The organism is Microbacterium sp. AR7-10 (assembly GCF_001878835.1).
In the GTDB taxonomy this organism is placed as follows: Bacteria; Actinomycetota; Actinomycetes; order Actinomycetales; family Microbacteriaceae; genus Microbacterium; species Microbacterium commune.
The window spans coordinates 1-22,332 of sequence record NZ_MJIR01000093.1; the positions used below are offsets into that span (position 1 = coordinate 1).

The 22,332-nt window shown below is 68.5% G+C and carries 22 protein-coding genes and 1 pseudogene; 15 read left to right on the forward strand and 8 right to left on the reverse strand.

Translation table 11 applies throughout. From position 1 onward, the window contains the following. Positions 1 to 682: 682 nt before the first annotated feature. The 4 genes and pseudogenes from BFN01_RS15910 to BFN01_RS12660 all read left to right on the forward strand — a co-directional run. The coding region (locus BFN01_RS15910; RefSeq protein WP_256221155.1) for a chromosome segregation SMC family protein at positions 683 to 2,008 on the forward strand (1,326 nt) is incomplete at its 3' end. A gap of 2 nt (positions 2,009 to 2,010) precedes the next feature. Beyond that, positions 2,011 to 4,089 (forward strand): annotated as a pseudogene (locus BFN01_RS15915) (AAA family ATPase); the annotation flags it as partial. 35 nt (positions 4,090 to 4,124) lie between these two features. Further along, entirely contained in the window at positions 4,125 to 5,000 is an 876-nt protein-coding gene (gene ftsY / locus BFN01_RS12655; RefSeq protein ID WP_071644703.1) for a signal recognition particle-docking protein FtsY, read from the forward strand. A gap of 48 nt (positions 5,001 to 5,048) precedes the next feature. Then, positions 5,049 to 5,549 (forward strand): DUF2004 domain-containing protein, encoded by a 501-nt coding sequence (locus tag BFN01_RS12660; RefSeq protein ID WP_071644704.1) that lies wholly within the window; start codon positions 5,049 to 5,051, stop codon positions 5,547 to 5,549. A 3-nt stretch (positions 5,550 to 5,552) separates the two neighbouring features. Here BFN01_RS12660 and lipA read toward each other — a convergent pair whose 3' ends face one another. Both lipA and lipB read right to left on the reverse strand, forming a co-directional pair. Further along, complete coding sequence (gene lipA / locus BFN01_RS12665; RefSeq protein ID WP_071644705.1) at positions 5,553 to 6,545, reverse strand: lipoyl synthase; 993 nt, start codon at positions 6,543 to 6,545, stop codon at positions 5,553 to 5,555. Continuing rightward, positions 6,542 to 7,192 carry a lipoyl(octanoyl) transferase LipB gene (gene lipB / locus BFN01_RS12670; RefSeq protein WP_071644706.1) on the reverse strand — a complete coding sequence of 217 codons (651 nt, stop codon included), beginning with the start codon at positions 7,190 to 7,192 and terminating at the stop codon, positions 6,542 to 6,544. Before lipB ends, lipA begins: the two co-directional genes overlap by 4 nt. A 103-nt stretch (positions 7,193 to 7,295) precedes the next feature. On the opposite strand from lipB, the gene BFN01_RS12675 reads away from it, so the two are divergent. Next, complete coding sequence (locus BFN01_RS12675) at positions 7,296 to 7,880, forward strand: TetR/AcrR family transcriptional regulator (RefSeq protein WP_071644707.1); 585 nt, start codon at positions 7,296 to 7,298, stop codon at positions 7,878 to 7,880. Between the two features lie 39 nt (positions 7,881 to 7,919). After that, positions 7,920 to 9,473 carry a signal recognition particle protein gene (gene ffh, locus BFN01_RS12680; protein WP_071644708.1) on the forward strand — a complete coding sequence of 518 codons (1,554 nt, stop codon included), beginning with the start codon at positions 7,920 to 7,922 and terminating at the stop codon, positions 9,471 to 9,473. 63 nt (positions 9,474 to 9,536) lie between these two features. On the opposite strand, the gene glpK is transcribed toward ffh, so the two are convergent. The 3 genes from glpK to BFN01_RS12695 form a co-directional block, all read right to left on the reverse strand. Then, complete coding sequence (gene glpK / locus BFN01_RS12685) at positions 9,537 to 11,051, reverse strand: glycerol kinase GlpK (RefSeq protein WP_071644709.1); 1,515 nt, start codon at positions 11,049 to 11,051, stop codon at positions 9,537 to 9,539. A gap of 28 nt (positions 11,052 to 11,079) precedes the next feature. Continuing rightward, a complete protein-coding gene (locus tag BFN01_RS12690) occupies positions 11,080 to 11,832 on the reverse strand; it encodes an MIP/aquaporin family protein (RefSeq protein WP_071644710.1) in 753 nt (250 codons plus the stop codon). A gap of 87 nt (positions 11,833 to 11,919) precedes the next feature. Next, positions 11,920 to 13,638 (reverse strand): glycerol-3-phosphate dehydrogenase/oxidase, encoded by a 1,719-nt coding sequence (locus BFN01_RS12695; protein WP_071644711.1) that lies wholly within the window; start codon positions 13,636 to 13,638, stop codon positions 11,920 to 11,922. Positions 13,639 to 13,738: 100 nt separating this feature from the next. On the opposite strand from BFN01_RS12695, the gene BFN01_RS12700 reads away from it, so the two are divergent. Then, entirely contained in the window at positions 13,739 to 14,707 is a 969-nt protein-coding gene (locus tag BFN01_RS12700) for a sugar-binding transcriptional regulator (protein ID WP_071644712.1), read from the forward strand. Between the two features lie 42 nt (positions 14,708 to 14,749). Here the strand turns inward: BFN01_RS12700 and BFN01_RS12705 are convergent, their stop codons facing one another. Continuing rightward, positions 14,750 to 15,898, reverse strand: coding sequence for a glutamate--cysteine ligase (locus tag BFN01_RS12705; RefSeq protein WP_071644713.1), 1,149 nt, complete (start codon positions 15,896 to 15,898; stop codon positions 14,750 to 14,752). 209 nt (positions 15,899 to 16,107) lie between these two features. On the opposite strand from BFN01_RS12705, the gene rpsP reads away from it, so the two are divergent. From rpsP to trmD, 4 genes are read left to right on the forward strand one after another with little or no spacing between them, the layout of a single operon-like run. Beyond that, the gene (rpsP, locus tag BFN01_RS12710; protein ID WP_071644714.1) at positions 16,108 to 16,536 is read left to right on the forward strand and encodes a 30S ribosomal protein S16; all 429 of its coding nucleotides are present in this window, start codon (positions 16,108 to 16,110) and stop codon (positions 16,534 to 16,536) included. A 6-nt stretch (positions 16,537 to 16,542) separates the two neighbouring features. Continuing rightward, entirely contained in the window at positions 16,543 to 16,773 is a 231-nt protein-coding gene (locus BFN01_RS12715) for an RNA-binding protein (protein WP_071644715.1), read from the forward strand. 1 nt (position 16,774) lies between these two features. Next, the gene (gene rimM / locus BFN01_RS12720; protein WP_071644716.1) at positions 16,775 to 17,338 is read left to right on the forward strand and encodes a ribosome maturation factor RimM; all 564 of its coding nucleotides are present in this window, start codon (positions 16,775 to 16,777) and stop codon (positions 17,336 to 17,338) included. Between the two features lie 16 nt (positions 17,339 to 17,354). Continuing rightward, entirely contained in the window at positions 17,355 to 18,047 is a 693-nt protein-coding gene (trmD, locus tag BFN01_RS12725) for a tRNA (guanosine(37)-N1)-methyltransferase TrmD (RefSeq protein WP_071644717.1), read from the forward strand. A 12-nt stretch (positions 18,048 to 18,059) separates the two neighbouring features. On the opposite strand, the gene BFN01_RS12730 is transcribed toward trmD, so the two are convergent. Continuing rightward, the gene (locus BFN01_RS12730) at positions 18,060 to 18,767 is read right to left on the reverse strand and encodes a DedA family protein (protein WP_143187244.1); all 708 of its coding nucleotides are present in this window, start codon (positions 18,765 to 18,767) and stop codon (positions 18,060 to 18,062) included. Positions 18,768 to 18,908: 141 nt separating this feature from the next. After that, positions 18,909 to 19,691: a type I methionyl aminopeptidase gene (gene map, locus BFN01_RS12735; RefSeq protein ID WP_071644719.1), complete on the reverse strand. Its 783-nt coding sequence runs from the start codon at positions 19,689 to 19,691 to the stop codon at positions 18,909 to 18,911. A 102-nt stretch (positions 19,692 to 19,793) separates the two neighbouring features. Between map and BFN01_RS12740 the strand changes: the two genes are divergently transcribed. From BFN01_RS12740 to BFN01_RS12755, 4 genes are all read left to right on the forward strand, one after another. Further along, positions 19,794 to 20,288, forward strand: a complete 495-nt coding sequence (locus BFN01_RS12740; RefSeq protein ID WP_071644720.1) for an MFS transporter permease — start codon at positions 19,794 to 19,796, stop codon at positions 20,286 to 20,288. 175 nt (positions 20,289 to 20,463) lie between these two features. Continuing rightward, positions 20,464 to 20,811: a 50S ribosomal protein L19 gene (gene rplS, locus BFN01_RS12745; RefSeq protein ID WP_071644740.1), complete on the forward strand. Its 348-nt coding sequence runs from the start codon at positions 20,464 to 20,466 to the stop codon at positions 20,809 to 20,811. 117 nt (positions 20,812 to 20,928) lie between these two features. Beyond that, complete coding sequence (gene lepB, locus BFN01_RS12750) at positions 20,929 to 21,660, forward strand: signal peptidase I (protein WP_071644721.1); 732 nt, start codon at positions 20,929 to 20,931, stop codon at positions 21,658 to 21,660. Further along, positions 21,657 to 22,316 (forward strand): ribonuclease HII, encoded by a 660-nt coding sequence (locus BFN01_RS12755; protein WP_071644722.1) that lies wholly within the window; start codon positions 21,657 to 21,659, stop codon positions 22,314 to 22,316. Before lepB ends, BFN01_RS12755 begins: the two co-directional genes overlap by 4 nt. Positions 22,317 to 22,332 lie beyond the last annotated feature (16 nt).

A 22,332-nucleotide genomic window follows, 5' to 3' on the forward strand; every position in this document is an offset into this window, starting at 1 on the left:
GAGTTCGTCGGCAGCGTCAGATGTGTATAAGAGACAGGCGGCAGACCGTCTCGGTGGGGGATGTTGAGGGTCTGACGCCCCTGGGTATCGGGTGGGGAGATGGATGGGGACAGCTGCGGGTGATCGGTAAGCAGACCGGTGCTCACGATGTGTGCGTTTTCTGTGGTGATGGCGGGGCGAAGCCACCGCCGTTGCCGGCGGAGTCGGCGCCCGGGGATGCAGTATCGCAACAGACCGGCCGACACGCGGTTCGACCGAGACGTCAGGATGCTGACGGGGCGTGGCCCGCGATGCGGGCGGGCGTCGGCTGCCGGGAAGGCGGCGACGGCGATCATCGATCAGACGCACAGAGGCGTCAGAGAGATCGGGAGAGGCGGGGTGGTTCTAGCCCTGAGAACGGGTGAAGGTCACCGACGTGGCGGCGCGTGGCGCACGCATCGGCGACGTGGTGAAGAACCATGCGTCGTTGTTGTTCGTGATCATCGGTGACCTCCTCTCTTGTGATCGGAGGACACGCTAGTGAAGTCTCACAGCCCGCGTCAAGCATTTCCTTTCGACGCGGCGTGTCGCGATCGGCGCCGGCGGCGTCAGAACCCGGCGAGAACGGCGCGGAATCCGCGTCGTTCCGGTCGATCTCCGGTAGCGTCTCACCCGTGAACCCCCTGACCCCGAAGGCGCCGTCATGCATCTGAAGAGCCTGACGCTCAAGGGCTTCAAATCGTTCGCGCAGCCCACGTCCTTCGTGTTCGAGCCCGGGGTGACGTGCATCGTCGGCCCGAACGGGTCGGGCAAGTCGAACGTCGTCGACGCGCTCGCCTGGGTGATGGGCGAGCAGGGCGCGAAGACGCTGCGCGGCGGGAAGATGGAGGACGTCATCTTCGCCGGCACCTCGACCCGTGGCCCTCTCGGCCGCGCAGAGGTGCAGCTGACAATCGACAACAGCGACGGTGCTCTGCCCATCGACTACGCCGAGGTGACGATCAGCCGCACGCTGTTCCGCAACGGCTCGAGCGAGTACGCCATCAACGGCTCGAGCTGCCGGCTGCTCGATGTGCAGGAGCTGCTCAGCGATTCGGGTCTCGGCCGCGAGATGCACGTCATCGTCGGCCAGGGGCGCCTGGACACCGTGCTGCAGGCATCGCCAGAAGACCGCCGAGGCTTCATCGAGGAGGCTGCCGGCATCCTCAAGCACCGTCGCCGCAAGGAGAAGACGGTGCGCAAGCTCGGCGCGATGGAGACGAATCTCACGCGGCTCAGCGATCTCGCCGGCGAGATCCGTCGACAGCTCAAGCCACTGGGACGGCAGGCCGAGATCGCGCGCGAAGCGCAGACGATCGCGGCGGTGGTGCGCGATGCCAAGGCTCGGCTGTTCGCCGACGACGTGGTCGCGTTGCGCACGGCCCTCGCCGATCACACCCGCACCGAACACGAGCGGCACACCGAGCGACTCGTGCTCTCGGAGCAGGCGGAGGGCGTGCGCGCGGGCATCCAGCGCCTCGAGCAGCAGCAGAACTCCGCCGCCGTCGACCGCGCGCGCAGCATCGCGTTCGCTCTGGAACAGGCCCAGGAGCGGATGCGCAGCCTCTACACGCTCGCCAACCAGCGTCTCGCGCTGCTCGGCAGCGAAGACGATGATGCGGTCACCGCGATCACCGTCACCCAGGACGCCATCGACGAGGCATCCGACGAGATCACGCGCATTTCGGAAGGGCTCGGCGACGCGCAGGACGCCGCAGTGGCCGCGAGCCGGGAGGTCGTGAACGCCCGAGCCGAGCTCGACACCCTCGACGTCGACATCGCCGAGCAGAGCGCGCTGGTGTCGCAGTACGACATGCGACTGAACACGCTGCGCGGCAACGCCGACGCGGCGGCATCCGCCCTCGCCGCCGTGCGCGGCGCCGTGCTGCGCCAGGAGCAGGCCCTGGAGGCTGCGCATCAGCGTCGCCGCGAGGCGGCCGAATCCCTCGAGGCGATCGACGACGCGCACGCTCCCGAGGGCTCCGCGGCGNNGCGGCGGCGCTCACCAGCGCGCTGTCGCTCTCGGGCGGAGCAGCCGAGATCGTCGCATCCGGAGCCCCAGGGGTGCGCGGGCTGGTCGGAGACTCCGTGCAGGTCCGCCCGGGTTTCGAGGGCGCCATCGCCGCCGTGCTCGGCCCTCTCGCAGAAGGCGTGCTGGTCGACGCCGCCGACGACGCGTTCGCGCTCGTGGCTGAGGGTGCTCGAGGCACCGTGGATCTGGTGATCGCCGAGGGCACGGTCGCCTCGGACGTCGCCATGCCGAGCCATGACGGAGCCGTCCGCGCGGGCGAGGTCGTGGATGCGCCGCACGGGGTGCGGTCGCTGCTCGCGACGGTGCTGATCGCCGACGATCTCGAGACCGCGCGCACGGTTCGCCGCGCTCTCGACGCGATCGGCGATGACCGCACGACGATCGTCACCAGGACCGGCGAGGTGGTCACCGCCCACACCCTCCGTGCCGGGTCCGGCGAGACATCGCGCCTGGAGCTGATGGCGGAGCGTGACGCGGCGAGCGATCGTCTGGCCGAGGTGCGCACCGTCGTCGACGCGCTGCGCGCGGGCCGGGTCGACGCCACCGACCGTGTGGAGACGGCGCGGCGAGCCGCGAAGGATGCCCTGCGCGCTCTGCGTGAGCACGACGCCGCGCTGGCGAACCATGCCGAGCGGGTCAACCGGGTCACCGTGCAGCACGAGGCCGCGGTGGCCGAGTGCGACCGGCTCGAATCGAGTCTTGCCCAGGCGCAGTCCGCTGTCGCTGACGCTGAGCAGAAGGCCGCGGCGGCCAAGAACGAGCTGCAGTCCGCCGAGTCGGAGCCGCGCCCGGTGCTCGATGCCTCCGCCCGAGACGGTCTTCTCGACGCGCTGGAGTCGGCACGCGAGGGCGAGGTTCGTGCTCGTCTCGAGATCGAGACCCTGCGCGAGCGCGTGCGGGCGGCTCAGGCGCGAGTGGTCGCTCTCGAGCGTCAGCGCGAGCAGGAGCGGGATGCCGCGGCTGAGGCCGCGCGTCGGGCCGTGATCCGTCGCGCTCAGCGCGCGGCCGCGTCCGCCGTCGCGGAGGAGCTGCCCCGCGTGCTGGACTCGATCGACCGATCGGTGAGCGAGGCGCGCGTCGCCCTCGCCGCAGCCGAGGCCGAGCGCTCGGCGCACAACGAGGAGCTCGTGGCTCTGCGCACGCAGGAGAGCTCGCTGCGGGATCGCCTCGCCAGCCTCACCGAGAGCGTGCACGGGCTCGAGCTGCAGATCCACGAGAAGAAGCTGCACCTCGGCAGCCTCCTCGACCGGGTGGCGTCGGAGCTCGCGCTCGACGAGGACATCCTCGTCGCGGAGTACGGTCCGGATCAGCTGATTCCCCGCGATCCCGGCGCGGAGCCGGACGAGGACGACGACAGGGGCACGCCGTTCGACCGGCGTGTGCAGGAGAGGCGTCTGAAGGACGCCGAGCGCAAGCTCGCCCAGCTCGGGCGGGTGAACCCGCTGGCCCTCGAGGAGTTCGCCGCGCTCGAGCAGCGGCACGCCTTCCTGACCGAGCAGCTCGCCGACCTGACCAAGACGCGCCAGGATCTGCTCACGATCATCGCCGAGCTCGACGAGCGCATGCAGACGATCTTCGCCTCGGCGTTCGAGGACACCAGGCAGGCATTCGGCGAAGTGTTCCCGCTGCTGTTCCCCGGCGGCTCTGGCAGCATCTCGCTCACGAACCCCGACGACATGCTGAGCACGGGCATCGAGGTCTCCGTGCGTCCGGTCGGCAAGAAGATCGAGCGGCTTTCGCTGCTCTCGGGCGGCGAGCGGTCGCTGGCTGCGGTCGCGCTGCTCGTCGCGATCTTCAAGGCGCGACCCAGCCCGTTCTACATCCTCGACGAGGTCGAGGCCGCACTCGACGACGCCAACCTCGGTCGACTGCTCACGGTCTTCGAGCAGCTGCGCGAGAGCTCCCAGCTGCTGGTGATCACGCATCAGAAGCGCACGATGGAGATCGCCGACGCCCTGTACGGCGTGTCCATGCGCCAGGACGGCGTCTCAGCCGTGGTCGGACAGCGCGTAGGCGACCGCACGGCGGCATCCGCCTGATCCGGCCGGGCGCCGCGAGCACCTAGGCTGGAGACATGGCGGAGAAGTCCTGGTCCCTCGGTCGCGCGCTGCGCGGCATGTTCGTCAAGCCCACGATCGATGAGACCACGTGGGAAGACCTCGAGACCGCGCTGATCACGGCCGACTTCGGACCCGACATCACCGAGCAGCTGCTCGACGAGCTGCACGCCAAGGTCGACCGCTACCGCACCACCGACCCGCGCGACCTGCAGCGCATGCTGCGTGAGACGCTGGAAGAGCGCTTCGCCAAGTTCGACACCACCCTGAAGCTCACCGAGCGCCCCGCGGTCGTGCTCGTCGTCGGCGTCAACGGCGTCGGGAAGACCACGACGATCGGCAAGTTCACGAAGTTCCTGCGCGGGTTCGAGCGCAGTGTCGTGGTCGGCGCCGCCGACACGTTCCGCGCGGCCGCCGTCGAGCAGCTCGCGACCTGGGCGCAGCGCGGGGGAGCGGCCATCGTCCGCCCGCAGCAGGAGGGCCAGGATCCGGCATCCGTCGCCTTCCAGACGGTCGAGTACGCCAAGAACCAGGGCATCGAGATCGCGATCATCGACACCGCCGGGCGCCTGCACACCAAGAGCGGTCTGATGGACGAGCTGTCGAAGGTGCGCCGCGTCATCGAGAAGCAGGCGCCGATCAGCGAGGTGCTGCTCGTGCTCGACGCGACGACCGGCCAGAACGGCGTGATGCAGGCCGAGTCGTTCCTGCAGCACGCCGGTGTCACCGGGCTGGTCATCACCAAGCTCGACGGCTCGGCCAAGGGCGGTTTCGTGCTGGCCGTGCAGGAGCGCACGGGCATCCCCGTGAAGCTTCTCGGCCAGGGCGAGGGGATCGACGATCTGACCGGTTTCACGCCGCACGTGTTCGTGTCGTCGCTGGTCGGCGCATGAGACGACCTGGGACTACCGCCGCAGCGGAGAGGCTGGTTTCATAGCGATATGGCGATCGAACACGACTACTTCGGGGTTCTCTCCTCGGGCCCCGACGGCGCCATCTTCTGGACCGAGCGGGTCGACTTCGGCGACCAGTCGGTCACCGTCGACCTCACCGCGCCGGATCAGGACGACGTGTCGATGGCAGCGCTGGACGTCGCGGCGGCGCTGATCGCCGGCATCGAGGATCTGGATGCCACGGTGCGCGGCGCCATGCTCACCGAGGTCGACGATCGCACCAGCGAGGTGACCGAGTACATCCTGCAGCAGCAGGAGGCGTTCGGCGAGGACCTCGAGGACGTGCTGGTCGACGTCAGCGGTGACGCCGCCGTCGACATCATCCGGTCGCTGCGGCTGTCGAGCATGACCATCCTCGCCGACGAGCACGGCGGATCGGAGCCGTTCGCGGTGCTCGAGTACGCGCTCGACGCCGACGAGACCGACGAGGTGCTGCTGGTGAACCTCGCATCCGACGGCTCGGTGCAGTCGGTCACCAGCGCCGACTGATCCTCAGACCGCCTGCGCGAATCCGAGGTCGGCGCCCTCGGCGATGTGCGCGAGATGCGGCGGGATCTCGCGGCCCTTCGAGATCATCGACTGGGCCCACAGGCGTCCGGCGCGGTATGACGAGCGCACCAGGGGACCTGCCAGAACGCCGAGGAACCCGATGCGCTCGGCCTCGGCCTTGAACTCGACGAACTCGTCCGGCTTCACCCAGCGGGCGACCGGCAGGTGGCGGGGTGTCGGGCGGAGGTACTGCGTGATGGTGATGATGTCGCATCCCGCATCGCGGAGGTCTTGCAGCGCCTGCACGACCTCCTCCGGCTCCTCGCCCATGCCGAGGATGAGATTCGACTTCGTGATCAGACCCGCGTCGTGCCCCTGCGTGATCACGCTCAGCGAGCGCTCGTACGTGAAGGCGGGCCGGATGCGCTTGAAGATGCGCGGAACCGTCTCGACGTTGTGCGCGAACACCTCCGGCCGGGCGTCGAAGATCTGCCCGAGGAAGGCGGGGTCGGCGTTGTGCTCGTTCGCGAGCAGCTCGACCCCGGTGTTCGGGTTCAGCGTGTGGATCTGCCGCACGGTCTCGGCGTTCAGCCATGCGCCCGTGTCGGGCAGGTCGTCGCGGGCGACGCTCGTCACCGTCGCGTAGCGCAGGCCCATCCGCTGCACGCTCTCGGCGACCCGCCGGGGCTCGTCGGTGTCGTAGGCGTCCGGCTTGCCGGTGTCGATCTGGCAGAAGTCGCAGCGGCGCGTGCACTGGGATCCGCCGATGAGGAACGTCGCCTCGCGGTCCTCCCAGCACTCGAAGATGTTCGGACAGCCCGCCTCCTGGCAGACCGTGTGCAGGTCCTCGCTCTTGACCAGCGACTGCAGCGCGGTGTACTCCGGGCCCATCTTCGCCTTGGTCCTGATCCACTCGGGTTTGCGCTCGATCGGGGTCTCGGCGTTGCGCACTTCCAGACGCAGAAGCCTGCGCCCGTCGGGGTGGGCGGCGCTCATGCGGCGACTCCTTCCTGGGCTGTCGCGTACTCGGCGACGAAGGCGTCGGCGACGGCCCGCGCGATGTCGGTCGGCGCGATCCGTCTGCCGGTGACCTCGCTCACGGTCGTGACGCCGGCGTCGGTGATGCCGCAGGGGATGATCCCGCGGAAGCCGGCCAGGGTGTTGTCGCAGTTGATCGCGAATCCGTGCATGGTCACGCCCTGCTGCACGCGCACGCCGATCGCGGCGACCTTGTCCTCGCCGAGCGGGCGACGCACCCACACGCCGCTGCGACCGTCGACCTGATAGCCGTCCACCCCCAGCGGCTTCAGGATGCCGATCAGCAGCCGCTCGAGGCGACGCACGTGGGCGACCACATCGATCGGCTCGTGAAGACGGACGATCGGGTAGCCGACCAGCTGGCCGGGGCCGTGCCAGGTGATCTTCCCGCCGCGATCGACATCCACCACCGGAGTGCCGTCGTGGGGGCGCTCGTGATCCTCGGTGCGCTTGCCTGCGGTGTAGACGGCCTCGTGCTCGAGCAGCAGCAGCGTGTCGGGCCTCGTGCCGGCGACGACCTCGGCGTGGACGCTGCGCTGCAGATCCCATCCCTCGAGGTAGGGCACGTAGTCGGGTGCGAGACCGGGTGTCTGGATGTCGAGCATCGACGTTTCTCCCATTGTTGGATGCCGTCCAAGAAACGGTACGGCATTCACCATACGCCCTTCGCGCCGTCGGCGGACACGACCCGCGGCTACGCTGATCGCTATGAGTACGACTTCGCGAGCAGGGCGCCCCCGAGCGTCGTCTCGCGAGACCCTCGCGGAGGCCGCGTGCGAGCTGTTCCTCGAGCAGGGGTACGAGGCGACGTCCATCGTCGACATCACCCGTCGCGCCGGTGTGAGCCGATCGAGCTTCTTCAACTACTTCTCGTCGAAGAGCGATGTGATCTGGTCGGGCTTCGACGCCAGGATCGACGCGGCACTGATCGCATTGGCGCGTCTGGGGACGGATGCCGACGGCCCGGTCGTTCGAGACGCGCTGCGTCCGATGCTGCACGAGCTGGCACCGGACCCGCTGGCGCTGGCGCTGCGCCACGCGAGTGCGATGGGCGTCGAAGCCGAGCTGATCCGCGACACCGGGCTTCGACACGCCCGGCTCGCGTCCGCGATCGCCGCCGCAGCGCGCAGCGCCGGAATCGAGGTGATCCGAGCCGACATCCTGGGCTCCGCGTTCGCGACGGCGGTGCTCTCCTCCGTGCGGGTGTGGGCCGAGCAGGGTGCGGGTCAGGCATCGCTCGAGGCGCGGTTCGAGGATGCGATGCGCGTCGTTCACGACCTTCCCTGGCGCTGATCGGACGACACGCGCCGCTCGCGTAGAATCGGAGGCACCATGGCTACGTTTGGCACGCTCTCCGATCGGCTCACCGAGACCTTCCGCAACCTGCGCACGAAGGGAAAGCTGACACCCGCCGATGTCGACGGCACGGTCCGCGAGATCCGGCGCGCCCTGCTCGACGCCGACGTCGCCCTCGTCGTCGTGAAGGACTTCACCGCGAAGGTGCGTGAGCGCGCCCTGGGTGACGAGGTGAACAAGGCGCTGAATCCCGCGCAGCAGGTCGTCCAGATCGTCAACGAGGAGCTCGTGGCGATCCTCGGCGGTGAGCAGCGCCGTCTGGAGTTCGCCAAGAACCCGCCGACGGTGATCATGCTCGCAGGCCTGCAGGGCTCGGGAAAGACCACGTTCGCCGGCAAGCTCGCCAAGCAGCTCGAGGGCGAGGGGCACACGCCGCTGCTCGTCGCCGCCGACCTGCAGCGTCCCAACGCCGTGAACCAGCTGCAGGTCGTCGCCGAGCGTGCAGGAGCGACGATCTTCGCGCCCGAACCGGGCAACGGCGTCGGCGACCCTGTTCGCGTCTCGAAGGACGGCGTCGACTATGCGCGCCGCCACCAGCACGACGTGGTCATCATCGACACCGCCGGACGCCTCGGCGTCGACGCCGAGCTGATGAAGCAGGCATCCGACATCCGCAAGGCGACCAGTCCGGACGAGGTGCTGTTCGTCATCGACGCCATGATCGGACAGGACGCGGTCAACACCGCGAAGGCGTTCCAGGACGGCGTCGACTTCACCGGCGTCGTGCTGTCGAAGCTCGACGGCGACGCGCGCGGTGGCGCCGCGCTGTCGGTGGCGTCGGTCACCGGCCGCCCGATCATCTTCGCCTCGACGGGGGAGAACCTCGAGGATCTCGAGCCCTTCCACCCCGACCGCATGGCGAGCCGCATCCTCGACCTCGGTGACATCCTCACCCTCATCGAGCAGGCCCAGCAGGCCTTCGATGAGGAAGAGGCCATGAAGATGGCCGAGAAGCTCGCCAACGAGGCCTTCACCCTCGAGGACTTCCTCGAGCAGCTTCAGCAGATGAAGAAGATGGGCTCGATGAAGAAGATGCTCGGCATGCTGCCGGGCATGGGGCAGATGAAGCAGCAGCTCGAGGACTTCGACGAGCGCGAGATCGACCGCACCGAGGCCATCATCCGCTCGATGACGCCCGGAGAGCGCCGCAACCCGAAGATCCTCAACGGCTCGCGCCGGCTGCGCATCGCCAAGGGCTCCGGCATGACCGTCACGGACGTGAATCAGCTCGTGCAGCGCTTCGAGCAGGCGGCCAAGATGATGAAGACCGTCGCCCGCGGCGGCACCCCCAACATCCCCGGCATGGGTCCCATGGGCAAGCCCGGCGCGTCGAGCAAGCGGGGCAAGAAGGGCGCGAAGGCCAAGAGCGGTGGCTCGCGCTCCGGCAACCCCGCCAAGCGCGCCGCGGAGAACGCAGGACGGGCGACCTCCAACGCCGCACCGACCGGAACCGGTTTCGGGCTCGGCGGGCAGAAGGCGCCCAGCGAGGCCGACCTCGCAGAGATCCAGAAGCTGTTCGGCAAGGGCTGATCGTCCGCGCAGACGGAAGCGGGCCCGGAGATCGCTCTCCGGGCCCGCTTCGTCATTCGCGGATCACCTCACGTCGGCGTCGACCCAGTCCATCGACTTCGAGACGGCCTTGCGCCAGAGGCGCAGCTGACGGTCGCGCTCTTCGGCATCCATGGTCGGCTCCCAGCGCTTGTCCTCCTGCCAGTTCGCGGACAGGTCGTCCAGCCCGTTCCAGAAGCCCACGGCGAGCCCCGCCGCGTAGGCGGCACCGAGTGCGGTGGTCTCGGCGACCACGGGGCGCACGACCGGCACACCGAGCACATCGGCCTGGAACTGCATGAGCGCGTCGTTCGCGACCATGCCGCCGTCGACCTTGAGCTCGGAGAGATCGACTCCGGCATCCGCGTTCACCGCGTCGAGCACGTCGCGCGTCTGGAACGCGACCGCCTCGAGCGCCGCGCGGGCGATGTGGTTCTTGTTGGAGTACCGCGTCAGGCCCACGATCGCGCCGCGCGCGTCCGGACGCCAGTACGGGGCGAACAGTCCCGAGAACGCCGGCACGATGTACACGCCGCCGTTGTCGTCCACCTGGCGGGCGAGATCCTCCACCTCGGGTGCCGAGCCGATGATCCCGAGCTGGTCGCGCAGCCACTGGATCAGCGATCCGGTGACCGCGATCGACCCCTCGAGCGCATAGTGCGTGGGACCGTCGCCCAGCTTGTATCCGACCGTGGTGAGCAGACCGTTCTTGGAGTGCACGACCTCTTCACCCGTGTTGAAGATCAGGAAGCAGCCCGTGCCGTAGGTGTTCTTGCTCTCGCCCTTGTCGAACGCGGCCTGTCCGAACGTGGCGGCCTGCTGGTCGCCCAGGATGCCGGCGATCGGGGTCTCGCGCAGGAGCGAGGAGTCCTCTGCGGTGCCGTACACCTCGGACGACGAGCGGATCTCCGGCATCATCGAGCGCGGCACACCGAAGGCCTCGAGGATGTCGTCCCGCCACTCCAGGGTCTCCAGGTCCATGAACATGGTGCGCGACGCGTTGGTGACGTCCGTCGCGTGCACGCCTCCGTCGACGCCGCCGGTGAGGTTCCAGAGAACCCAGCAGTCGGTCGTGCCGAACATCAGGTCGCCGGCCTCCGCCTTCTCGCGTGCGCCCTCGACGTTCTCCAGGATCCAGGCGATCTTCGTTCCCGAGAAGTAGGTCGCCAATGGCAGACCGACGACCGGCTTGAACCGCTCCACACCACCGTCGGCCGCGAGTCGGTCGACGATCTCCTGCGTGCGGGTGTCCTGCCAGACGATCGCGTTGTAGATCGGCTTGCCGGTGTTCCTGTCCCACACCACCGCGGTCTCGCGCTGGTTGGTGATGCCGACGGCGGCGATGTCGTGGCGGGTCAGGTCGGCGCGGCTCAGCGCCAGGCCGATGACCTCCTGCACGTTGCGCCAGATCTCCAGCGCGTCGTGCTCGACCCAGCCGGCCCTGGGCAGGATCTGCTCGTGCTCCTTCTGACCGGTGGCGATGATGCTGCCCTTGCGGTCGAAGATGATCGCACGGCTCGACGTGGTGCCCTGATCGATAGCGATGATGTATTCAGCCATGGTGTCTCTCCTTTGAAATCGATACGGGTCAGGCGAGGCTCAGCAGAGCCGGTGCGAGGAGCGCAGCGATCGCCGCGCCGATGAACGGGCCGACGACCGGCACCCACGAGTACGACCAGTCGCTGGAGCCCTTGCCCTTGATCGGCAGGATCGCGTGGGCGATGCGGGGTCCGAGGTCACGGGCCGGGTTGATGGCGTATCCGGTGGGACCACCGAGCGAGGCGCCGATGCCGACCACGAGCAGTGCGACAGGCAGAGCGGTGAGCGGGCCGAGGCCGCCGGGGGTGCCGACCTGGATGTCGCCGTAATCGGCGAACGCGAAGATGACGAACATCAGCACGAAGGTGCCGATGATCTCGGTGACCAGGTTCCAGCCGTAGGAACGGATCGCGGGACCGGTGGAGAACACGCCGAGCTTGTTCGCCGCCTCCGGCTCCTCATCGAAGTGCTGCTTGTACGCCAGCCATGCGAGCACCGCGCCGACGATGGCGCCGAGCAGCTCCGCAGCGGTCGCGACGAGGAAGGCGACGAAAGTGATCTTGCCGGCGATCAGCAGACCGAGCCCGACGGCCGGGTTGATGATCGCGCCGGAGTACGCCGACACGAGTACACCCGCGAACACGGCGAGACCCCAGCCCCAGTTGACCATGAGGAATCCACCTGCGAAGCCCTTGTTCTTGGCAAGAGCCACGTTGGCGACGACTCCACATCCGAGGAGGATCAGCATCGCTGTTCCGACGAACTCGGAGAGGAAGTACAACCCGAGATTGACATCAGTCATGTCTTCATTGACCTTTCGTGCTGCCCACGCTCTCCCCGGCGCGGGCAATGGGTGAATTCATGTCGCGGGGAGGCGACGGTCGGTGCTTCAGCCGTTCTGATGCGACGGAAGAGCGGGAACGTCGAGGCCGTGTCGGTCGTTGAGCAGCGAGCGCGTGTCTTCGAGCTCGGCGATGCGACGTCCGTCATCCCAACCGAGGAGAGGCGCCATCGCATCGGCCAGTTCGACGAGCACCTCGCCGGTGACCTCACCGGTGAAGGCGAGACTGGTGCGGCGCAGGATGACATCCTGCAGTCGGACCGCGTGCTCGCGTTCGATCATCCACATCAGCTCTCGGGTCGAAAGGTCACCGTCGGCGAGCGGAGCGTCATCGCCCTCCTGGATGAACTGCCATACGTCAGCCGCGTGCGTGCCGTATCGGGTCAGCAGGCGCTCGGCCCGGTCGCCGGCGCCGGAAAGGTTCTGCTCGATCCAGCTGTGCCGGGCGCGCGCGGTGCGAGGGAAGCCCTGTCCGCCGCCGATCGCGCGGCCGACAGTCGACACTCGGCGGCCGCGACCGATCAGACCGAGCACGACGTCGGAGAGCGATTCGCCGAGGGCGCGGAACGTGGTCCACTTGCCGCCGACGAGGCTGACCAGGGGGACGTCTCCGTCGCGGTCGACCTCGACCCGGTAGTCGCGCGAGACGAACCCGGGCGCAGTGTCCTCGTGGCGGGGGAGCGGACGGATGCCCGAGAACGTGAAGACGATCTGATCGCGCGATACCGGGATGGACGGGAACACGTGATGGATGAGGTCGAAGAAGTAGTCGATCTCCTCCTCCGTGCACACCGGCACCTCCCGAGGGTCGGCGTCGATGTCGGTCGTGCCGACGAGCACGCGGCCCTTGAGCGGATAGATGAGCACGATGCGTCCGTCGGAGTGCTCGAAGAAGATCTCCCGCCCGCCGGTCGCGTCGAGCAGCTCCGGGTGATCCAGCACGATGTGCGACCCCTTGGTGCCGCCCATGAAGCGGGTCTCCTCGCCGAGGGCGTCGTTGGTGAGGTCGGTCCACGGACCCGAGGCATTGACGACCACGTCGGCCGACACCGTGAACTCGGTGCCGGTCTCGAGGTCGCGCAGCAGCACGCCCTCTGCGGTGCGGCCGACGGCCTCGACGTAGTTGAGCGCCACGGCGCCAGGGTGCGCGGCCCGTCCGTCCTGCAGCACGTCCAGCGCGAGACGCTCCGGGTCGTGCATCGAAGCGTCGTAGTACGTGGCGGTGTACTTGATCTTCGGGTCGAGCGCGGGCAGCTCCGACAACGAGCGCTTGCGTCCGAGGAAACGGTGGCGGGGGACGACCCCGCCATCGCGAGAGAACGTGTCGTAGATGGTGAGCCCGACCTTGATCAGGAAGGCGCCGCGCTCCTGCGGCTTTCCGCTGCGGTGCGTGAGGAAGCGCAGCGGTGCGGAGAGGATGCCGGAGAATGTCGAGTAGATCGGGATGGTCGTCTGCAGGGGCTTGACGTAGTGCGGCGCGATCTTGAGCAGGCCGTTGCGCTCCTGGACGGATTCCCGCACGAGGCGGAACTCGCCGTTCTCGAGATAGCGGATGCCGCCGTGGATCATGTGGCTCGAAGCTGCCGAGGCCCCGGAGGCGAAGTCGCCGCGTTCGACGAGAAGCACGTCCACGCCCTGGAGGGCGAGATCGCGGAACGTGGAGATGCCGTTGATCCCCGCACCGATGATGAGAACCGTGGTGCGTCCCGACTCGCGGACGGCTTCGACCTGCTGGCGTTCACGTGATGAGTGCGTCGACTCGATCATCTTCGACCTCCCTCTTCTCTGGATGTTCTCAGCATCGACCCGAAGAGCGACACGTGCAACCCGGATGCACATATGTGCAAGAATCGGCGCGGAGGACGACATGACAACGGACGCCGCACGCGACCGGAAGCTGATCGCGGCGCTGACCGCGGCTCAGCTGTATTACATGCAGGACCAGACGATGGAGGTCATCGCTCGCGAGCTCGGCACCTCCCGATCATCGGTGTCCCGTCTGCTCAGCTTCGCCCGGGAGGTGGGCCTGGTCGACATCCGTATCCATTCGCCGCTGGAGCGGCTGGGGATGCTCGAGCAGCGACTCAACGAGCGGCACGGGATCACCGCTCACATCGCCCCGATCCCGGAGCGGGTCAGCGAGGTCGAGCGACTGGAGCGCGTCGCGCTCACCGCCGGGCGCCTGCTGTCGCAGTTCATCGACTCGAACATGGTCGCGGGGGTCGCCTGGGGCTCCACGATCAGCGCCGTCAGTCGGGCGCTGATCCCCAAGGAGACCCACGGGACGACCTTCGTGCAGCTCAACGGCGCAGGCAACACGCAGACGAGCGGTCTGGAGTACTCCAGCGACATCCTGCAGCGCTTCGGTCACGCCTTCGGCGCCCAGGTCGAGCAGTTCCCCGTCCCCGCGTTCTTCGACAGTCCCGACACCCGAGAGGCGATGTGGCGCGAGCGCAGCACCCGGCGGGTGCTCGCCTTCCAGGCCAAGATGGACATCGCCGTGTTCGGTCTGGGCTCGCCTGAGGCCGATGTGCCCAGTCGGGTCTACGTCGGCGGCTATCTCGGCCGCGACGACTACGGCAGCCTGAAGGAGGACGCGGTCATCGGCGATGTCGCGACGGTGTTCTTCCGCGCAGACGGGACCTGGCGCGATGTGCGCCTCAATGCACGTTCTACCGGCCCCGGACTCGACCGGCTGAGGCGTGTGCCGCGCCGCGTGTGCGTCGTCTCGGGCGCGGCGAAGCTCGGCTCGCTCAAGGCCGCGATCGGAGCGGGACTCATCACGGACGTCGTCCTCGATGACGCGCTGGCTCGCAGGCTGCTCGACAGCGACTGATCCATCAGGACCGCCTCGCCGATGGGCGGAGCGCGCGGCGCCTCAGGCGAGGACCGAGCGGTCGGGCCCCGCCCGGAACTCCCGGATGAGATGCTGAACGACCTGGCGCAGGTCGCCGCCCGCCGCGTCGGCCGCCGCGAGCTGGCGCGAATAGCTCGCCCCCTGCTCGACGATCGTGCGCACACCCTGCAGCTCCTGCGTGCAGCGCAGATCGGCGGCGATCGGCATCAGATCCTCGACGACGGCGGTGATGTGCTCGCGCACCGGCACCTGCGATCCGGCGCGATCGACGATAACCCTGGCATCCAGGCCGTATCGAGCCGCCCGCCACTTGTTCTCTCGATGGAACCAGGGCTGAAGCGTCGGCAGAGGCCTGCCCTCATCGAGCTCGCGGGAGAAGAACTCCACGAGCGTCTGGGTGAGTGCGGCGACGGACGCCAGTTCGCTCAACGTCGACATGCCGTCGCACGCGCGGACCTCGATCGTGCCCCACTTCGGTGCGGGCCGGACATCCCACCGGATCTCGGACGGATCCTCCATCACCCCGGTGCGGGTCATGTCGTCGACGAAGGTCTCGAACTCCTGCCAGCTCGATATCGACCAGGGGAGCCCGGCGGTGGGCAGCTGCTGGAACACGAGCGCGCGGTTCGACGCGTAGCCCGTCCGCTCGCCGGCCCAGTACGGGCTCGAGGCGGAGAGCGCCTGAAGGTGGGGGAGGAATCCCGCCAGCGCGCCCATGATCGGCACGACCTTCGCCCGGTCGTCGACACCGACATGCACATGGATGCCCCAGATCATCATGTTCCGACCCCACCACTGGGTGCGCTCGATGAGCTTGCGATAGCGGTTCTTGTCAGTCACGCGCTGATCGAACCACTGGGCGAAGGGATGGCTGCCGGCCGACAGCAGCTCTATCCCGGCAGGATCGGTCGATCGGCGCACCGCCGCGATGGCGGCGGCGACATCGTCGACCGCGTCGGCTACCGTGGCGCCGACGCCGCTGGTCACCTCGATGGTGTTCGTGAGCAGCTCGCCGGTGACGGTGTGGCGTTCCGGGGCGCTCTGCCGTTCGAGAAGGGTGAGCAGCTCGGGTGCGCGGCCGACGAGATCTCCGGTGGTGGGGTCTGCGAGCATGACCTCCCACTCCAGCCCCACTGTCGAACGAGCGGAGGAGGCGAATTCGATCGGCACGCGCACAGTCTGACACGCACGGCCGACTCGCTGCGCGCACCGTGTCGTGTCGTTTCGCGGACGGCGGCCGGATCTGGCAGAATAGAGGGTCGGACGGCTGCTCGACCCTCTATCCAGCATTCGTCACCCCGTACAGAGCTTCCGCCGGATGTGCACCCCACTCTCCAGGCGACCGGTTCATCTTTCTTTCCACACCATTCAGGAGAATCGTGGCTGTCAAGATCCGTCTCAAGCGCATGGGCAAGATCCGTGCACCGCACTACCGCATCGTCGTCGCCGACTCGCGCACCAAGCGCGACGGTCGCGTGATCGAGGAGATCGGCAAGTACCACCCCACCGAGCACCCCTCGTTCATCGAGGTCGACTCGGAGCGCGCGCAGTACTGGCTGTCCGTCGGCGCTCAGCCGACCGAGCAGGTCGCGGCGCTGCTGAAGCTCACCGGCGACTGGGGCAAGTTCAAGGGCGACAAGGACGCGAAGTCCACGGTTCAGGTCGCCGAGCCGAAGGCGCCGTTCGAGATCGACTCCGCCAAGAAGTCGGTCATCAAGCCCAAGGCCGAGAAGAAGGCCGAGGAGGCCCCGGCCGACGCTCCCGCCGACGCGGAGGCCGCTGAGGCTCCCGCCGCCGACGCAGAGTAATCCGCTGTGCTCGCCGCCGCGCTCGAACACGTCGTCAAGGGGATCGTCGATCACCCCGACGATGTCCGCATCACCGCATCCGCGTCGCCCCGTGGCGACCTCCTCGAGGTGCACGTGCACCCGGATGACCGTGGTCGCGTGATCGGGCGCGGCGGCCGCACCGCCAAGGCGCTGCGCACCCTCATCTCCGCCCTCGCCGACGGACGTCGCGTCCGCGTCGACGTCGCGGACGACTGACGTGGCCGCCGAGAAGAATCAGCTCCGCGTCGGCCGGCTGCTCAAGGCGCACGGCCTCAAGGGCGCGTTGAAGCTCGAGCTGTACACCGACAATCCGGAGCGCCGCTTCGTCCCGGGCGCCGAGTTCACGCTGCAGGTGCCTGAGGCATCCAGCTGGCACGGCAAGACCGTCACGATCCGCGAGTACCGGGTGATGAACGGCAACTCCGTCGTGTTCCTCGACGGCGTCGACGACCGCGATGCGGCGGAGTCGCTCGTCCGCGCCATCCTCTGGATGGATGAGGACGACGAGGTCGAGGACGACGCGTGGTACGCGCACCAGCTCGTCGGTCTCGACGTGCTGCGCGACGACGTCGTCGTCGGTCGCGTCGCGAGGGTCGAGCATCTGCCGGCGCAGGATCTCCTGATCGTGAAGACCGAGTCGGGCGAGGTGATGGTGCCGTTCGTCGAAGCCATCGTTCCCACCGTCGACGTCGCCGCCGGCCGTGTCACCGTCACGCCGCCCGCCGGGCTCTTCGAGGAGCTTCCGGCAGCGGATTCGGGTGACGACGCGCCATCTGAGTGAGCGACGGCCTCCGCGGATGAGAATCGACGTCGTATCGATCTTCCCGTCGTATTTCGACGGTCTTGCTCTCTCGCTTCTCGGCAAGGCGCGTGACTCCGGCATCCTGGATCTGCGCATCCACGATCTGCGCGACTCGACGTCCGACAGGCACCGCACCGTCGACGACACCCCGTACGGCGGTGGCGCCGGCATGGTGATGAAGCCTGAGCCCTGGGGGCTCGCACTCGATCAGCTCGCGGCGACGGAGGCATCCGACCGGCCGACCATCATCTTCCCGTCCCCCGCCGGCGAGGTCTTCACGCAGGCGACCGCGCGCGATCTCGCCACCCGCGAGCATCTGATCTTCGGCTGCGGGCGCTACGAGGGGATCGACGAGCGCGTCTTCGAGTACGCCGCCGAGCTCGGCGAGGTGCGCCTGATCAGCCTCGGCGACTACGTGCTGAACGGGGGAGAGGTCGCCGTGATGGCGATGGTGGAGGCGATCGGGCGACTCATCCCCGGCGTCGTCGGCAACCCGGAGAGCCTGGTCGAGGAGTCGCACGAGGACGGACTGCTGGAGTATCCCTCCTACACGAAGCCGTCGGTGTGGCGAGACCGCGAGGTGCCGCCGATCCTGCTCAGCGGCAACCACGGTGCGATCGCGGCCTGGCGCCGTGAGCAGCAGATCGAGCGCACCCGCGCGCGTCGTCCGGACCTGCTCTCCGACTGAGCTCGCGGCCGGTCAGCGCCCGGAGCGCACCGGCAGCTCGCCGGTGCGCGTGTCGCTCGGCTCCGGCGATGCGCCGTGCCGCTTCTTCGCCCGCAGGGAGCGGATGCGGACGACCGCGAACACGACGGCCGTCACCACGACGACCACGATGACGACGTTCTGCACCACGTCCACGTACTGCTCGACGATGTGCCAGCCCGAGCCGAGGAACCAGCCGCAGAGGATGAACGCGGTGTTCCAGATCAGGCTGCCGAGCGTGGTCAGCGCGCCGAAGCGCCACAGCGGCATGCGTGCGACGCCGGCCGGGATCGAGATGAGGCTGCGGAAGATCGGCACGAACCGACCGAAGAAGACGGCCTTCCCGCCGTGACGGTGGAACCAGGCCACCGTGCGGTCGACGTCGGAGACGTCGATCAGCGGAAGACGATCCGCGATGCGTCGCAGTCGACTCAGGCCCAGCCACGCGCCCAGACCGTACAGGGCGAGCGCTCCCACGAGCGATCCCGCGGTCGTCCACGCCACGGCCTCCCACAGTCCGAAGGCGCCGTCGTGGGCGGCGATCCCCGCCATCGGGAGGATCGCCTCGCTCGGCAGCGGCGGAAACAGATTCTCGAGGGCGATCGCGACGCCGGCCCCGATCGGACCGATGATGTCCATCAGGCTGATCACCGCATCGATGAGTGAGCCCAGCCAGGAGGTGTCGGTCGTGGAGGTCGTCATCGTGCGGCGCATCCCTCGGGGTCGTCGGGTGGGGTCGCACGCGAGTCTAGGCAGGACGCATGCGAGAGTTCTGGGAAGGCTCGCGGCGTGCCCGCGGTCGCGCGGCGAGCCGAGCGGGCCGGCTGCGCCGATGTCGTGCGATCAGTCGACGCCGAGGAAGCTGCGGTCCGTCAGCACGATCGGGCCGTCCTTCGTGACGGCCACGGTGTGCTCGGAGTGCGAGCCGCGTGACCCGTCGGCGCTGCGCAGCGTCCAGCCGTCGTCGTCCGTGACGAGCTCGTCGGTCGTCGCGAGGAACCACGGCTCGAGCGCGAAGACGAGACCCTCTCGCAGCGGGAATCCGCGCCCGGCGCGGCCGTCGTTCGGCACGTGCGGGTCGCCGTGCATGATGCGGCCGACGCCGTGGCCGCCGAAGTCGGTGTTGATCGAGTAACCCTCGCCGTGCGCGACCGAGGCGATGGATGCCGAGATGTCGCCGATCCGGTTGCCGACGACGGCGGCGGCGATGGCGGCGTCCAGAGCGCGCTCGGTGGTGTCGATGAGCCGCAGATCCTCGTCGCGGGGCGAGCCGACCACGAACGACACGGCCGAGTCGGCCACCCAGCCGTCGAGGGACACCGCGAAGTCGAGGGAGACGAGGTCGCCGTCGCGCAGGGTGTAGTCGTGCGGGAGTCCGTGCAGCACCGCGTCGTTCACCGAGGTGCAGATCACCTTCCCGAACGGACCGCGACCGAAAGAGGGCGCGTAGTCGATGTAGCAGGACTCGGCGCCGGCGCGGCGGATCAGATCGTGTGCTCTGGCGTCGATGGCGAGCAGGTTCGTCCCCACCTTCGTCTCATCGCGCAGGGTCGCCAGGGTCTCGGCGACGAAGCGGCCGGCGGCGCGCATCTCGTCGATCTCGGCGGGGGTGCGCAGTTCGATCATGGAGGTTCCTCTCGTCAGCATCCATTCTCCCCGATGCGCACCCCGGCGATGCCCACAGCGAACACTCGCCCGCACAGGCGGGTGCGCACGTAGCATCGGAGTATGGACCTGCGACGGCTGTTCTTCCGCTGGCTGCTGCCGGCATCGCTCGCCCTTCCCGCGTGGATGCTGGTCGGCTGGGCCATCTTCGGCCAGAGCGGCTGGGCGCTGCTCTGGGTGCTGCTGATGGCGATCCCCGGCGTTCTCGTCACTCAGCTCGTGCTCACGCTGCTGACACGTTCGCGCCCGTCCGTGCGCGCCGAGCGCGCGGTGTCGTGGCTGGACATCGCCGGCTTCGCGGTGTGGCACGTCCTGACCATCCTGGTCGGCTTCTTCATCGCGGGGGCGTTCCCGTGGCTGCTCGCGGCCGCCATCGTCGCCGCGGTCGCCCTGTTCTGGATGCAGATCTGGCAGCTCTGGAACGAGGCGCGCGACGCCGGCGCGCGGCTGCGCGAGACGCTGACGTGGTCGACGATCGCCCCGCAGCAGCGCAGCGACTCGACGCGCAGCGAGCCGAGCGTCGTCATCATCGAGGAGTCTCGTTCGCGAGAGTTCTGACCGACGCCCCTCGAGTGGCGCGGGGGGCCGGTTCGTGGCAGAATAGCTGTTTGTGCCGTGATCCGGTTCTGCCTCAGGGGAACCCGCGGTCGCATAGCGCGCCGCTCGGCACACACCCGTTCTCATCCCTTTGAATCATGCATCCGACCTGTGGCGAGTGCAGAGAGAGACGATCATGCAGATCCTCGACGCCGTCGACGCGGCTTCGCTCCGTTCCGACATTCCTGTCTTCCACCCCGGCGACACCGTCAAGGTGCACGTGAACATCACCGAGGGCACGCGCTCGCGTATCCAGGTGTTCCAGGGCGTCGTCATCGGCCGTCAGGGCGATGGCGTGCGCGAGACCTTCACGGTCCGCAAGATCAGCTTCCAGGTGGGCGTCGAGCGCACCTTCCCGGTGCACTCGCCGGTGATCGACCACATCGAGGTCGTCACCCGCGGTGACGTCCGTCGCGCGAAGCTGTACTACCTGCGCAACCTGCGCGGCAAGAAGGCCAAGATCAAGGAGAAGCGCGACAACTGATCCGTCGCATCCTTGCGAAAGAACCCCGGGACACTCGTCCCGGGGTTCTTTCGTTCACTCGTGGGTGTGCGAACCTTGTACTGCCGCGTGCGCGGTGAGTCGATGAAGAGGAAACACATGACATCCGATGCCCCCGCGGCAGTCCAGCCACCGCAGCGGCGTCGGGGCGCACTGGTCTTCCTGCGCGATGTCCTGGTCATCATCGTCATCGCCGCGCTGGTGTCGTTCGTGGTCAAGACCTTCGTCGTGCGGTCGTTCTACATCCCGTCGGGATCGATGGAGCGCACCCTGCTCGTCAACGACCGCATCCTCGTCGACGAGCTCACTCCCCGCTTCACCGGGTACGACCGCGGTGATGTCGTCGTGTTCAAGGACCCAGGCGGATGGCTGCCCCCGGCTCCGCAGCGGCCGGCACGGCCACCGCTGGTCGAGGCCGTCGACTGGGCGCTCACCTTCGTGGGCATCTCGACCACCGATGCCCAGGATCACCTGGTCAAGCGGGTGATCGGCATGCCCGGTGACCACGTGGTCTGCTGCAACGCGCTCGGGCAGATCACGGTGAACGGCACGCCGATCAACGAGCTGGGGTACCTCAACCTCCCCGAGGGCGACACCGCGGCCTCGGACATCGAGTTCGACGTGACCGTGCCCGAGGACCGCATCTGGGTGATGGGCGACAACCGCGACCGCTCACAGGACTCCCGCGCGCATCAGGAGCTGCCCGGCGGCGGTTTCGTGCCGCTGGAGAACGTCGTGGGCCGTGCCTTCCTGACCACCTGGCCCCTCGACAGATTCGGGTCCGTGGACACGCACGACGACGTGTTCCGCGCGGTGCCCGCACCCGAATGACCGTGGTGGCCCCGACGCTCACGCTCGAGCGTCGCCTGCTCAAGGACTTCGACCTCATCATCGCGCTGGACGAGGTCGGCAGGGGAGCGCTCGCGGGTCCCGTCGCCGTCGGGGCGGCGGTGATCGATGCCGCAGGCTCTCGTCGTCGGGTGCTCGAGGGGCTGCGGGACTCGAAGCTGATCGCCGAGAAGCGTCGACCCGAGATGGCCGAGCGGGCCAGCAGGTGGGTGCCGCTGTCGGCCGTGGGCTGGTCCAGCGCCGCGGAGATCGACCAGGTGGGGATCATGCGCGCTCTCGGCCTGGCCGCGTCGCGGGCGGTGCAGGCTGTCGTCGACGCCGGCGCGAGCCTGGAGCGGACGCTCGTGATCCTCGACGGCAACCACGATTACGTCTCCCGCGTGCATCCCGCGCCGCTCACCGTTCGCACCGTCGTCAAGGGCGACCGCGACTGCGCCTCCGTGTCGGCTGCGTCCGTCATCGCGAAGGTGGCGCGCGACACGCACATGGCCGCCCTGCATCCCGAGCATCCGGACTACCAGTGGGAGCGGAACAAGGGCTACGCGAGCCCGGAGCACCGCCAGGCGATCCGGGAGAAGGGCCTGTCGCCGCTGCACCGATCGTCGTGGGCCATCGCGGACGCGCCGACGCTGTTCTGAGGAATCCGCATAACGG

Coding starts and splice junctions, on each gene's coding strand:
- ftsY (WP_071644703.1), top strand. CDS start 4,125: ATGGCGGAGAAGTCCTGGTCCCTCGGTCGCGCGCTGCGCGGCATGTTC.
- BFN01_RS12660 (WP_071644704.1), top strand. CDS start 5,049: ATGGCGATCGAACACGACTACTTCGGGGTTCTCTCCTCGGGCCCCGAC.
- lipA (WP_071644705.1), bottom strand. CDS start 6,545: ATGAGCGCCGCCCACCCCGACGGGCGCAGGCTTCTGCGTCTGGAAGTG.
- lipB (WP_071644706.1), bottom strand. CDS start 7,192: ATGCTCGACATCCAGACACCCGGTCTCGCACCCGACTACGTGCCCTAC.
- BFN01_RS12675 (WP_071644707.1), top strand. CDS start 7,296: ATGAGTACGACTTCGCGAGCAGGGCGCCCCCGAGCGTCGTCTCGCGAG.
- ffh (WP_071644708.1), top strand. CDS start 7,920: ATGGCTACGTTTGGCACGCTCTCCGATCGGCTCACCGAGACCTTCCGC.
- glpK (WP_071644709.1), bottom strand. CDS start 11,051: ATGGCTGAATACATCATCGCTATCGATCAGGGCACCACGTCGAGCCGT.
- BFN01_RS12690 (WP_071644710.1), bottom strand. CDS start 11,832: ATGACTGATGTCAATCTCGGGTTGTACTTCCTCTCCGAGTTCGTCGGA.
- BFN01_RS12695 (WP_071644711.1), bottom strand. CDS start 13,638: ATGATCGAGTCGACGCACTCATCACGTGAACGCCAGCAGGTCGAAGCC.
- BFN01_RS12700 (WP_071644712.1), top strand. CDS start 13,739: ATGACAACGGACGCCGCACGCGACCGGAAGCTGATCGCGGCGCTGACC.
- trmD (WP_071644717.1), top strand. CDS start 17,355: ATGAGAATCGACGTCGTATCGATCTTCCCGTCGTATTTCGACGGTCTT.
- BFN01_RS12730 (WP_143187244.1), bottom strand. CDS start 18,767: ATGACGACCTCCACGACCGACACCTCCTGGCTGGGCTCACTCATCGAT.
- map (WP_071644719.1), bottom strand. CDS start 19,691: ATGATCGAACTGCGCACCCCCGCCGAGATCGACGAGATGCGCGCCGCC.
- BFN01_RS12740 (WP_071644720.1), top strand. CDS start 19,794: ATGGACCTGCGACGGCTGTTCTTCCGCTGGCTGCTGCCGGCATCGCTC.
- rplS (WP_071644740.1), top strand. CDS start 20,464: ATGCAGATCCTCGACGCCGTCGACGCGGCTTCGCTCCGTTCCGACATT.
- lepB (WP_071644721.1), top strand. CDS start 20,929: ATGACATCCGATGCCCCCGCGGCAGTCCAGCCACCGCAGCGGCGTCGG.
- BFN01_RS12755 (WP_071644722.1), top strand. CDS start 21,657: ATGACCGTGGTGGCCCCGACGCTCACGCTCGAGCGTCGCCTGCTCAAG.